Annotated in this window: 9 protein-coding genes; 3 read left to right on the plus strand and 6 right to left on the minus strand. The window is 70.1% G+C overall.

What is annotated here, in order from left to right; genetic code table 11:
- Positions 1-149 precede the first annotated feature (149 nt).
- The 3 genes from chrA to OTB16_RS36650 are packed head-to-tail and all read right to left on the minus strand — an operon-like array spanning position 150 to position 2520.
- Complete coding sequence (gene chrA, locus OTB16_RS36640; protein ID WP_267726912.1) at positions 150-1553, minus strand: chromate efflux transporter; 1404 nt, start codon at positions 1551-1553, stop codon at positions 150-152.
- A complete protein-coding gene (locus tag OTB16_RS36645) occupies positions 1550-1984 on the minus strand; it encodes a chromate resistance protein ChrB domain-containing protein (RefSeq protein WP_267726914.1) in 435 nt (144 codons plus the stop codon). Before OTB16_RS36645 ends, chrA begins: the two co-directional genes overlap by 4 nt.
- The gene (locus tag OTB16_RS36650) at positions 1981-2520 is read right to left on the minus strand and encodes a Chromate resistance protein ChrB (RefSeq protein WP_267726915.1); all 540 of its coding nucleotides are present in this window, start codon (positions 2518-2520) and stop codon (positions 1981-1983) included. Before OTB16_RS36650 ends, OTB16_RS36645 begins: the two co-directional genes overlap by 4 nt.
- Positions 2521-2911: 391 nt before the next feature.
- Between OTB16_RS36650 and OTB16_RS36655 the strand changes: the two genes are divergently transcribed.
- Positions 2912-6931 carry a bifunctional nitrate reductase/sulfite reductase flavoprotein subunit alpha gene (locus OTB16_RS36655; protein WP_420717874.1) on the plus strand — a complete coding sequence of 1340 codons (4020 nt, stop codon included), beginning with the start codon at positions 2912-2914 and terminating at the stop codon, positions 6929-6931.
- Positions 6932-7068: 137 nt separating this feature from the next.
- Here the strand turns inward: OTB16_RS36655 and OTB16_RS36660 are convergent, their stop codons facing one another.
- The 3 genes from OTB16_RS36660 to OTB16_RS36670 all read right to left on the minus strand — a co-directional run bounded on the left by OTB16_RS36660 (position 7069) and on the right by OTB16_RS36670 (position 10312).
- Complete coding sequence (locus OTB16_RS36660; protein WP_267726917.1) at positions 7069-7503, minus strand: molybdopterin-dependent oxidoreductase; 435 nt, start codon at positions 7501-7503, stop codon at positions 7069-7071.
- A gap of 582 nt (positions 7504-8085) precedes the next feature.
- Positions 8086-9246 carry a fatty acid desaturase family protein gene (locus OTB16_RS36665; protein WP_267726919.1) on the minus strand — a complete coding sequence of 387 codons (1161 nt, stop codon included), beginning with the start codon at positions 9244-9246 and terminating at the stop codon, positions 8086-8088.
- A 7-nt stretch (positions 9247-9253) separates the two neighbouring features.
- Positions 9254-10312, minus strand: a complete 1059-nt coding sequence (locus tag OTB16_RS36670) for a ferredoxin reductase (RefSeq protein WP_267726921.1) — start codon at positions 10310-10312, stop codon at positions 9254-9256.
- 87 nt (positions 10313-10399) lie between these two features.
- Between OTB16_RS36670 and OTB16_RS36675 the strand changes: the two genes are divergently transcribed.
- Both OTB16_RS36675 and OTB16_RS36680 read left to right on the plus strand, forming a co-directional pair.
- Positions 10400-11539 carry a PucR family transcriptional regulator gene (locus tag OTB16_RS36675; RefSeq protein WP_267726923.1) on the plus strand — a complete coding sequence of 380 codons (1140 nt, stop codon included), beginning with the start codon at positions 10400-10402 and terminating at the stop codon, positions 11537-11539.
- A gap of 385 nt (positions 11540-11924) precedes the next feature.
- Positions 11925-12635: a hypothetical protein gene (locus OTB16_RS36680; protein ID WP_267726925.1), complete on the plus strand. Its 711-nt coding sequence runs from the start codon at positions 11925-11927 to the stop codon at positions 12633-12635.
- The last annotated feature ends 13 nt before the right edge of the window (positions 12636-12648 follow it).

Raw genomic sequence — 12648 nt, forward strand, 5'->3', positions numbered from 1 at the left:
CGGGGCAGGCAGCCACCATGACTTCTCCATGATCGAAGGGCCGACAGCTCCACAGCTATCGCTGCCAGGAACTCGCACGTTAGAACATCTGTCCACCATCTCCCTCGACAGGGGCGAGGGGCTGCGCGGAAGAGGTGACGCCACTGTCATCACAAGGCTTGGACAGCCGCGCTTGCGAGGCCCAGTGCGGCGCAGACGCCGAGGGTGCGCAGGACGCTCCACCGCAGCCTGAAGATCATCAGCAGGGCTGCCGCCGTGATGGCCAGCGCGCTCGGGCGGATGCTCGCCAGGTCGGGGACGAGGAGGTGCAGCGGGCCCGAGCCAGTTTCGTCCACCTCCTTGAAGAGGGTGTGGAAGGCGAAGTACAGGCCGAGGTTGGCGATGACTCCGACGACGGCGGTGGTGATGCCGGTCAGTGCGGCGGAGACGGAGCGGTTGCCGCGGAGGCGCTCGATGTAGGGGGCGCCGAGGAAGATGAAGAGGAAGCAGGGGACAAAGGTCACCCATGTGGTGAGCAGGGCGCCGAGCAGGGCGGTGGCCCAGGGATCGAGGCCACCGGGGTCGCGGTAGGCGCCGAGGAACGCGACGAACTGCACGACCATGATGAGCGGTCCGGGCGTGGTCTCGGCCAGCGCCAGCCCGCGCACCATCTCGCCCGGTCCGAGCCAGCCGTACGTCTGCACTGCCTGCTGAGCGACGTAGGCGAGGACTGCGTACGCGCCTCCGAAAGTGACCAGGGCGGTGCCGGAGAAGAACACGCCCTGGGTGGTGAAGACGCTGCCGGTTCCGGTCAGCAGGGCGACCGTTACCAGCGGCGCACCCCAGAGCAGCAGTCCGATGCCCAGAATCCGTCCGGTGCGGCGGCGGCTCGGCGCCTCCGTGTGCAAGGCGTCGTCGGAGATCAGGGGCGCCCGGTCGTCGCCATCGCTGCCGTGCGCGGCCGCCGGCCGCAGCGTGTGGGGCGCGTAGCGGGCGAGCAGCCAGCCGATGAGCCCGGCCGCCACGATGACGAGCGGGAACGGGACGGCGAAGAGGGCGAGCGCCGCGAAGGAGAGGACAGCGAGGGCGACGAGGGCGGGGTGGGTCAGGGAGCGGCGTCCGACTCGCCAGACGGCCTGGGCGACGATGGCGACGACGGCCGGGGCGAGTCCGGCGAACAGACCTGTGACGGCAGCGGTGCTGCCGTAGGCGACGTAGAGCGCGGAGAGGGCGAGCAGGGCGACGACGCCGGGCAGGACGAACAGCGTGCCGGCGGCCAGCCCGCCCCGGGTGCCGTTGAGTAGCCAGCCGGTGTAGATGGCCAGTTGCTGGGCCTCCGGGCCGGGCAGGAGCATGCAGTAGCTCAGGGCGTGGTTGAAGCGCTGCTGGCCGATCCACCGCTTCTCCTCGACCAGGGCGCGCTGCATAACCGCGATCTGCCCGGCCGGGCCGCCGAAGGTCTGGAGGGAGATCGCGAACCAGGTGCGCAGTGCCGTACGGAAGGGCACCACGTCCCGGGGTACCGAGGCTTCGCGGGGGATGGCGCCGGGCTCGGAGGCGCGCTGGCTGGTCATGCGGGACTCCGTCCGTTGAGTCGGGCGCGGCGGTGGTACTCGTACAGGCCGTCGAAGAGCGGGCCGGTGATCTCCAGGACGCGCTCGTCGCTGTCGCACACCATCGACAACCCGCGCAGCACGGCGTCCAGGCCGGGTGCCTCGGGGGCGTCGAAGCGCTCGTCGGCCAGGTCGGCCTCGTGCACGATCTCGGCCAGCTTCCACAAGATCGGGTCGGTCAGCTCGTAGCGGTGCAGGATCGTCTCGAACGAACAGTCCCCGCCGTGGTGGCCGAGGCTCACGCCGCGCATGTCGAACGGCGTGGCATCGGCCGGGACATCGGCGGGATCCGCGACGAAGCTGAACCGAGCTTCGGCGTCGACATGCCGGCGGATCAGCCAAGCGCAGGCGGCCCGGTCGATGTGGACGCCAGCTCGGGTGGCCCAGTTCACGATGGCTCCTTTGGTGGTTGCGCTGCGCGCGGCGCTGCCGCGCTCGCGGGGCGGTCGGTCTGTGGTGGGTCGAGCAGGGCCTGCACGGCGGCGTGGGCCAGGTCGCGTTCGGGTGGAGGGAAGAAGTCGCGGGCGCCGATGCGCCGCAGCTCGGCCCGCAGCCTGCGGATCGCGGCGAGCGGGTTCATACCAGCGGCAGGCACTTGGGCGGCCTCGTCCAGGACGGCCCGGTACTCGGCCGCGCGGGCATCGGCCATCCCTTGTACGAGTTCACGCTCCTGCCCGAGGGCGGCGGGCCTGGCCAGCCAGATCGAGGCCGCGCCGTCGGCCTCCATCGCCTCGTCCGCGATCCACTCCAGCTGCTCCCGCGTGCGGGCATCGGCGGGCAGTGCGACCAGCCCGTCCGAGAGCTGCGCAACGCCGAGCCGCTTCAGCTTCCGCCAGATGGCGATGCGTGGCGTCGACGGCTCCCGGGGGAGCCGGTACGACAGCAGGACCCACTCGCCCGTCCCGTCTGCCCCATCGTGTTCGCTCACGCATCCCCCCACGGGCTGTCCCGTCGGGTCACACGGATCCAGGCAAGTCGGGCAGCCATGCGTGATGCAACCACGGTTACATCAATGGTTGGTAGAGGGGGTCCGTACAGTGGACCGTTTGAGACCGGCATCGGTGCGTGACCAACGCTCCCGGTCGGAGGCGCCCCGCTGGGGGCGGAGGGCACGCTCATTCTCACAACGCCGATCCAGCGGGTGTGTGACGAGCGTCACCGTCCATGATCGGCCGGGGTCACGTCGGCGTAATGGACGTTTCGTACCGTCGGGGGCACGCGTCGATCAACAGAGAGGCCAGCCGGTGCCCCCACAGGACTCGTCGACGGCCGTCTCCCAGGTGCGGACGGTCTGCTCGTACTGCGGTGTGGGCTGCGGCATGGTCCTCGACATCGCCTCCGGCCCCGACGGCCGCCGCACGGTCCTCAAGGCATCGGGGGACAAGGCCCACCCCGCCAACTTCGGCCGGCTGTGCACCAAGGGCGCGACGACGGCCGACATGCTCGCGGCCCCGGGGCGGCTGACCACCGCACTGGTGCGTCTCGAGCGAGGGGGCGAGCCGGTACCCGCCGGCCTGGACGAAGCGATCGCCGGTACGGCCCTGCGGCTGCGGGCGATCATCGACGAGTACGGGCCCGACGCCGTCGCGTTCTACGTCTCCGGGCAGATGAGCCTCGAAGCCCAGTACCTGGCCAACAAGCTCGCCAAGGGCTTCGTCCGCACCAACCAGATCGAGTCCAACTCCCGGCTGTGCATGGCCAGCGCGGGCAGCGGCTACAAGCTCTCCCTCGGCGCCGATGGCCCGCCCGGTTCGTACGAGGACTTCGAGAAGGCGGACGTCTTCTTCGTCATCGGCTCCAACATGGCCGACTGCCACCCCATCCTGTTCCTGCGGCTCATGGAGCGGGTGAAGGCGGGAGCCAGACTGATCGTCGTCGACCCGCGGCGCAGCGCCACCGCCGACAAGGCCGACCTCTTCCTGCAGATCAAGCCGGGGACCGACCTGGCCCTGCTCAACGGCCTGCTGCACCTCCTGGTGGAGAACGGCCACACTGACCCCGGATTCATCGCGGAACACACCGAGGGCTGGGAGGCGATGCCGGAGTTCCTCGCGGACTACCCGTCCGCGGCGGTCGCCGAGATCACCGGCATCCCGGAAGCGGACATCCGGCGGGCGGCGGAGTGGATCGGCGCGGCGGGGGAGTGGATGAGCTGCTGGACCATGGGGCTCAACCAGTCCACCCACGGCACCTGGAACACCAATGCCCTGATCAATCTCCACCTGGCCACCGGCGCGATCTGCCGCCCGGGCAGCGGCCCGTTCTCCCTCACCGGCCAGCCCAACGCCATGGGCGGCCGCGAGATGGGCTACATGGGGCCCGGCCTGCCCGGACAGCGGTCGGTCCTTGTGGACGAGGACCGTGCCTTCGTCGAGGAGCTGTGGGGACTGGAGCCCGGCACCGTACGCGCGGACGGGTCCGGCAAGGGCACCATCGAGATGTTCCAGCGCATGGCGGACGGCGAGATCAAAGCGTGCTGGATCATCTGCACCAACCCGGTCGCCTCGGTCGCCAACCGCAGGACAGTCATCGAGGCGTTGGAGACGGCCGAACTCATCATCACCCAGGACGTGTTCGCCGACACCGAGACCAACGCCTACGCCGATGTCGTGCTCCCCGGAGCCCTGTGGACCGAGACCGAGGGCGTACTGATCAACAGTGAACGCAACCTCACCCTCTCCCAGCCCGCCGTGGACCCGCCGGGGGAGGCCCTCGCGGACTGGCGGATCATCGCGCGCATCGCCTGCGCGATGGGCTACGCCCATGCCTTCTCGTACGACAGGGCCGAGCAGATCTTCGAGGAGATCAAGCGCGCGGCGAACCCCAAGACCGGCTACGACCTGCGCGGAGTGACGTACGAACGGCTCCGTGAGATGCCCGTCCAGTGGCCCGCCGCGACGGCCGACGGACCGGACCGCAACCCGATCCGCTACCTGGCCGAGGGCGGGGGACCGGTGTTCCCCACGGCGAGCGGACGAGCCGTCTTCTTCGCCCGCCCGCACATCCCCGCCGCCGAAATGCCCGACGACGACTACCCGTTCGCACTCAACACCGGCCGGCTCCAGCACCAGTGGCACACCCTCACCAAGACCGGAAAGGTCCCCAAACTCAACAAGCTCAACCCGGCCCCCTTCGTCGAGGTCCACCCGCAGGACGCGGAGCGGCTGGGGATAGCGGAAGGCGACTCGGTGGAAGTCGCCTCCCGGCGCGGCCGCGCCGTGCTGCCCGCCGTCATCACCGACCGGGTGCGACCGGGATGCTGCTTCGCGCCGTTCCACTGGAACGACCTGTTCGGCGAGTACCTGAGCATCAACGCGGTGACCAGCGACGCCGTCGACCCCATCTCCTTCCAGCCCGAGTTCAAGATGTGCGCGGTGACGCTGGCGAAGGTCGCCACGCCGGTGACCCTGGCTCCGGGACCCGTGGACGCCCCCGCCGAGGGCCCGGTGACGCTAGTGCCGACCGCGATCCAGCCTGGCGCGGCAGCCGTCTTCGGGCTGGAGAGCACACCCCCGCCGGTGCTCGTCGAGCACGAACGCCAGTACCTGGTCGGATTCCTGGCCGGACTGGAATCGGGCGCGCCCGGCGTTCCCGTGCTGCCGCCCGGTGCGCCGTTCAGGGAAGAGCACGCCCGCTGGGTGAACGGTGTACTCGCCGGCCTGTACTCCCGAGCCCCGCAGCCCGCGGTGGAAGCCGCGGCGCCGACCGCTGTCCCGGGTCGTGAAGTCGTCGTGCTGTGGGCCTCGCAGACGGGCAACGCCGAGGAGTTCGCCGCGGGCGCCGCCGAGCGGCTCTCCGCAGCGGGACACCGTGCGGCGCTCGTCGGCATGGACGACACGGACCTGAAGTCCCTGCCCCCTGCTGCCGATCTGCTGCTGATCACCAGCACGTTCGGTGACGGCGACGCCCCTGACAACGGCTCCGGGTTCTGGGAAGCCCTCACGGCTGCCGACACTCCACGCCTGGACGGCCGGCGCTATGCCGTGCTCGCCCTCGGAGACTCCTCGTACGACGACTTCTGCGGCCACGGACGCCGCCTCGACCAGCGCCTGGACGAGCTGGGGGCCGTACGTCTGGCACCGCGCACGGACTGCGAACCGGACTACGAGCCACCTGCTCAGGCCTGGCTGGAGCAGGTCCTCACCGATCTCACCGATCTCACCGGACAGCCGGTGACGGACGTGGCCCCTGCCCCCGGTGCCGCACCCGTCCGTACTTCAAAGCCGGCCTTGACCACCGCACGGCTGACAGGCAACCGGCTACTCAGCCTTCCGGGTGCGGGCAAGGAGGTCCGCCGTTTCACGTTCGACACCCGGGACAGCGAGACCCCGCTCGTCTACGAGGCCGGCGACGCTCTTGGTGTGCACCCCGTCAACTGCCCCGACCTCGTGACCGAATGGCTGGCCGTTACCGGAGTCGACCCCGCCGAGACCGTCGAGGTCGCCGGCATCGGCGCGGTCGGGCTGGCCGATGCCCTTCACCAGCACCTGGACATCACCAAGCCGACCCCCGCATTGCTGGGCTTCATCAACGAACGCACCGGCGACCGCGAACTGAAGAAGCTGCTGCGCCCCGACAACAAGGGCGACCTCGCCCGGTGGTCCTGGGGCCGCCAGGCCGTCGACGTCATCGCCGAACACCCGGTCCGCGCCACGGCCCAGGAGTGGGCGACCGTACTCAAGCGCCTCCAGCCCCGCCTCTACTCCATATCCTCCAGCCCGCTCACCGACCCCCACCAGGTGTCGCTGACGGTCTCCGTCGTCCGGTACGAGAACGTCCACGGCCGCCCCCGCAAGGGCGTGTGCTCGCCGTTCCTCGCCGATGCGGTGCCCGACGTCCCAGTGCCTGTCCTCGTCCAGCGCTCCCCCCACTTCCAGCCTCCGGCGGACCCCGGGACGCCGATGGTGATGGTCGGCCCGGGAACGGGGGTGGCTCCCTTCATCGGTTTCCTCGAGGAACGCCGAGCCCGCGGCCACAGGGGCCCCAACTGGCTCTTCTTCGGAGAACAGCACCGCGCCACGGACTTCTACTACGAGGACGAACTCGCCGCCTTCCTCGCCGACGGCACCCTCACCCGGCTCGACACCGCCTTCTCGCGCGACCAGCGCGCCAAGATCTACGTCCAGGACCGGATGCGCGAACGCGGCCCCCAGCTCTGGTCCTGGCTCCAGGACGGCGCACACTTCTACGTCTGCGGCGATGCTGCGCGGATGGCCAAGGACGTCGACCGGGCACTGCGCGACATCGCCGTCGCCCACGGCGGCCTCGACGAGGACGGGGCGGCCCTGTACGTCAAGCAGCTCGCCGCCGACAAGCGGTATGGTCGCGACGTCTACTGAGCCGCATTGGCCGAGTGGGAATGCGCGCCGGCGCCCCGCGAAGGAGCCCTGGCGTCGACGCGCAGAGCCTCGCTGAGAGCCCTCCGTGGTCCGGCTGATCAAGGGAACCGAGATCTCCTCCGGGCCGCCCAAGCCACTCAAAGGCCGAGGCTCGGTGGTGACAGCGCGCCGAACCAGACATGGGTGACCGCGCTGACGTAGCGCGCCCCGCACCGGTCCGACGGGACCACCAGCTGCGCCCCAGCCTCGTCGAGGTCCTCGCCGTCGAGCCGGGTGGCGAGTAGGACAGGGGCGTCACCGAAGTCGGCGTCCAGCTCGGCCCAGGACAGGACGGTGTGGTGCCCGTCCCCGCCGCTGATCGCGAGCAGGAAGCGGCTTCGGTCCTTTCTTCGCCGGGCGTCGAAGGCGGGGCCCGCATCCGCGATCACGTCGCGCAGCAGCGGGCCCTCGAACGCGTGGTGTTGCGGTCCGTTCGTCGCGCAGTCGAAGGTGACCGCCGCCTGGTGTTGTTCCCATTCGCGCAGGTCCGCGACGCTCAGGGTCGCCGGGTGATCGAGGTCTCCGTGCAGCATGAGTTTGGCCCTGCCTGTGTCATGCCCGGGGCTGCGCGTTCCGGAACCTCATATGCAAGTCTAGTGAACGGATTCACGTCGCAAGTGTGGCGTATTCATCCACGTCGGCCTTGCATCTTCTGATGGATCTTCTGCCATACGATCTTAAAGCGTTGGCGAAGGCGGGGGCCACCGGGTTGAAGGGGCTCTCGCTCATCGACTTGGCGCCGAGCGGGCCGCTTGCCGGGCCCACCGGGTGCCCATCGCGGCCGTGCCCGCGACGGTGAAGACCAGGACATCGGCGATGAGGCCGGCCGGTTCTTCGCCGTCGGGCCGGAGAGGCTGGTGGCGCGGGCACGGCGGTCGCGATGATCGCGACCGGACCTCCCGGCGGCCACTACGCCGACGCCCGAATCAGCCTGCTGCGCGACGGGGCGTGCCCGCAGTTCGGCGGCGGTGGGCGGCAGCGCGAACCAGAAGCGGTCGTCATTGGGCTCGCATTTACGATGGATTTTCTTATGTTCACCGATGACGAGATGGAAGATCGAACGGCTGCTACTGGAGCTGACCGACCTGCCGACCTGCCGACCTGGGCAGAAGGCATCAAACACCTTCTCCGCCGAGGCCCGGCCGGCTGGCAGCCGTGGCAGCCGCGACGAGCTCCTGCTCGCGGTCCGGCGTCTTGACCCTGGGCTTCTTGTTCGGCAGCGAGAGCCGGAAGACCTTGTGCCACGCGGAGAACACCTGCTTGGGCAGCGGCCCGGTGACGTACTCCAGCTCGTACTTCTCGAACAGCGCGCGCACCTTCACCGCGACCTCGGCGTACCGGTTGCTCGGCAGGTCCGGGAACAGGTGGTGCTCGATCTGGTGCGACAGGTTGCCGGTCATGAAGTGCATGGCCCTGCTGCCGCTGATGTTCGCCGAGCCCATCATCTGGCGCAGGTACCACTGGCCGCGCGTCTCGCCCTTGATCGACCGGCGCTCGAAGACCTGTACGCCCTCGGGGAAGTGCCCGCACATGATCACCGAGTGGGTCCAGACGTTGCGGACCAGGTTCGCGGTGAACGTGGCGGCGAGCGTGGTGAGGAACGACGGGCCCGACAGCAGCGGGTGGATCACGTAGTCCTTGAGCACCTGCTTGCGGATCTTGCGGCCCACGGCCTTGGCCCGCGCGCGGAACTCCGGGTTCTTGCGGCGGCGCTTGTGCAGGTTCTTGCCGAGCTCCAGGTCGTACGCTGCGATGCCGTACTCGAAGAAGCAGGCGTTGATGAGGTTCCACAGCGGCTGGCCGAGGTGGAACGGGTGCCACTTCTGGTCCTCGTCGACGCGCATGATGCCGTAGCCGAGGTCGTTGTCCTTGCCGATCACGTTGGTGTACGTGTGGTGCAGCTCGTTGTGCGAGTGCTTCCACTGCTCGGACGGCGAGACGTGATCCCACTCCCAGGTGGTGGAGTGAATCTTCGGGTCTCGCATCCAGTCCCACTGGCCGTGCAGGATGTTGTGGCCGATCTCCATGTTGTCCATGATCTTCGCCACGGACAGACCAGCGGTGCCGAGCAGCCACGCGGGCGGGAAGATCGAGAACAGCAGCACGCCCCTGCTGACCAGCTCGAGCTTGCGCTGCGCCGAGATGACCTTACGGATGTAGGCGGCGTCCTGCTCGCCGCGGCTGGCGATCACCTCGTCGCGGATCGCGTCCAGCTCGCGGCCGAGCTCCTCGATCTGCTCCGCGGTCAGGTGAGCGGTGGGGTCGATGGCGGTCAAGGTGCTCCTACCGTTCGATGTCGCAAGGGCCCGCCGCGGCGGACACGCAGGTCTGGATGAGGACGCCCGGCTCGGCCTCGGTGATCTCGCCGGTGCGCAGGTCGCGGACGGCGCCCGCCTTGAGCGGCGTGACGCAGCCGAAGCAGATGCCCATGCGGCACCCGGAGGGCATGAGCACGCCGGCCTCCTCGCCGATGTCCAGCAACGGCGTGGCGCCGTCCGCGGCGACCGTCTTGCCGGTGGCGCTGAACGTGACCTCGCCGCCGTCGTCGCCGGCGACGACGATGCCGGGGCGGAAGCGTTCGGTGTGCAGGCGCTCTTGTACGCCGTGCTCGGTCCAGTGCTCTTCGGCGGCGTCGAGCAGGCCCGCGGGCCCGCAAGCCCAGGTCTCGCGCTCGGCCCAGTCGGGCACGAGCTCGTCGAGACGGGCGATGTCGAGCATGCCGTCCGTGTCGGTGTGCACCTCGGTGAGCCGCAGCTTCTTGTCCGCGACCAGGTCGTGCAGTTCGTTGCGGAAGATCACGTCTTGCGGCTGTGGCGCGCAGTGGACCATGACGACGTCGTCGAACTCGATGTCGCGCAGCATGCCCATCACGGGCGTGATGCCGCTGCCGGCCGTCAGGTAGAGCACCTTGGCCGGGTTGGCCTGCGGCAGCACGAAGTCACCGGTCGGCTGGTCGAGCTGGACCAGGGTGCCCGGTTTCGTCCTGCGGACCAGGTGGTTGCTGACCTTGCCGTCCGGGATCGCCTTCACGGTGATCGTGACGCGGCCGTCCTGGCGGTTTGTCGGCGAGGTGATGGAGTAGGCACGCCACAGGCGCACCCCGTCGACGTCGACCCCGATCCGCACGTACTGACCGGCTGTGTGGCCGCGCCAGCCCCGTCCCGGCCTGATCACGACAGTCGCGGCGTCACCCGTCTCGGGGTGCACGGCCTCGATGCGCCCACGCAGGTCAGCGCCCGCACGCAGCGGGCTGACCAGGTCGAGGTAGTCCGACGGCAGCAGCGGCGTCGTGACCATCTCCAGCAGTTTCCACGCCCTGCTGCGGAGGGCTGTACTCGTCATGACTCCAGCTTGCTGCGCCTCAAGGCGTAAAGTCCTGACCGTAGGACGTAAATCTGATCGGCTGAATTGTTCGCAGGGAACAAAACCATGAGCCATGCAATCCAGAGGGCCAGCGAATTGGCCCTGGATGAGACGACGGTCACCACACTTCGGGCCGCGCTGAAGACCACCGCCGACGAGGTCGTCCAGGCGATCATCGATGAGGTCCCTCCCTACGCCAACGCCCTTTCGGGCCGCATGGGCGCCACCATCCGCCGAGCCGTCCGTACCGCGCTGGGGCACTACCTGGACCTCGCGAGCGGGAACGCCACAGGCGGCGACGCCGGTGACGCAGCCTACGAGCTGGGCCGCGGCGAGGTGCGCGACGGCCGTTCGATGGATGCCCTGCTCAGCGCCTACCGCGTCGGCGCCCGCGTGGCCTGGCGATGCCTGGCAGCGGGTGCCGTACCCGTAGGTCTGCCCGCCGCCGAGGTCGCCAAGTTCGCCGAGCTGACCTTCGCCTACATCGACGAACTCTCCGCCGCGAGCGCCGCGGGCCACGCCGACGAACTGGCAGCCCGGGGCAGGGCCCACGAGCGCCACCTGGAACACCTGGCCCGCGACCTCCTCGCCGGCGCGAGCCCGGACGTGCTGCTGGCCTCTGTTCAACGGGCCGGGTGGCAGCCTCCGGTTTCGCTGACCGCGGTCCTGCTGCCCGCCGCCCAAGCCCGGCCCGCCTACCGCGCGCTCGACCCGAGCACCCTCGTCCTCGACGATCTGCCGGACGCCACCGGTGTGCTGCTCGTCCCCGATGCCGACCGATCACATCTCTTGCGGCAGCTGACCGACCGCACCGCCGTGGTCGGCCCGGCCCGGCCATGGACTCGCGCGTCCGCCTCGTACGCACGAGCCGTACGCGCGCGCTCCCTCTCCTCCGACATTCGCGACACCGAGGACCACCTGCCCGAGCTGGTGCTGAGCGCCGACGTGGACGCGTACGCAGACCTGCGTGCCCGAGCCCTCGCACCGTTGCGGACCTTGCCTGCCGCGACGGCACGGCGGCTGGAGGAGACGTTGCGAGCGTGGCTGCTGCACCAGGGCAGGCGGGACGAGGTGGCGGCGGCGTTGTTCGTCCACCCCCAGACGGTCCGGTACCGGATGTCGCAGCTGCGGGAGCTGTTTCCGGACCTCGCATCGCCACACCGGGTCCTTGAACTGACGCTGGCGGTCGGTCTTCGGGCCGGCTGACGCGTACTTCGACCGTCCACGACCGTGTCCGAGCCACGCGGACGGCGGGTGAATCTGTCGTTCAACGACGCGGAGCTGGAAGTCGTACGGCTGGCCGCGGGGCGGGAGGGGATGTCGCCCGCGTCGTGGGCGGGACGGCTGGTGATGGCGGTCGCGCAACACGTGCTGGTGCCGGTCTCCCGGGACGCCGGGGACGTGCTGCGGGAGCTGGTCCAGGCCCGCGTGCACCTGCGGGAGACCGGCGCCGCGCTCCGCGCCCTGACCGCCGCCGACCCGCCTGTGGCCGGCCTTCCGGAGTCGGCCGCGACCGTGGTGGAAGCAGCGTTGGCTGCGGGGCCCGGGTGGATGAGGCGACGGCCCAGATGCGGGAGAGGCGCCCCAGGTCGTGATGCCGAAGAAGGCGGAGAGCGGTGCGACGACCGCCGATCTCCTCGCCTACCTCTTCGGTCCGGGCGAGCGCGACGAGCACACCGCCCCCCACCTCGTCGCCGCCTGGGACCCGGGTCCGCCGTGCCCGGCCCGCGACCCCGGGCGCATGCCGCTCGCCGATCCGGCGCTGCTCCTGGACGCCCCCGTGGAGGCGCTGCGCGGTCCGAAGCCGGAAGAGCACGTGTGGCACGTCTCGGTCCGCAACGCGCCCGGTGACCGGCTGCTGTCGGACGCGGAATGGGCGGAGGTCGCCGCCGCCATGGTGCACGCCGCGGGCATCGCCGAGCACGGCGACGAGCAGGCCTGCCGGTGGATCGCGATGCGGCACGCGGACGACCACATCCACATCGCGGCGACCCTCGCCCGCCAGGATGGCCGGCACCCCCGCGTACGCGGCGACATCCTCAACATGCACACCGCCGCCCGGACCTTCGAAGCCCGCTGGGGCCTCACCCCGATGTCCCCGCTCGACCGGACCGCGCGCCGACGGCCGGTAACCGGCGAGGCCGAGAAAGCCGCCCGCCGCGGCCTCGCCGAGACCGCCCGGGAGTCCCTGCAGCGCACCGTCCACACTGCGGCCGCGCTCGCCCACGGCGACACCGACCCAGGATGCCGGCTGTCAGGGCTGGATTCAGCCGAGATACGCGCCAAAGGGGCAATGAGTTGATCTTGGTGTGACT

The organism is Streptomyces antarcticus (assembly GCF_026627255.1).
Taxonomy (GTDB): Bacteria; Actinomycetota; Actinomycetes; order Streptomycetales; family Streptomycetaceae; genus Streptomyces; species Streptomyces antarcticus.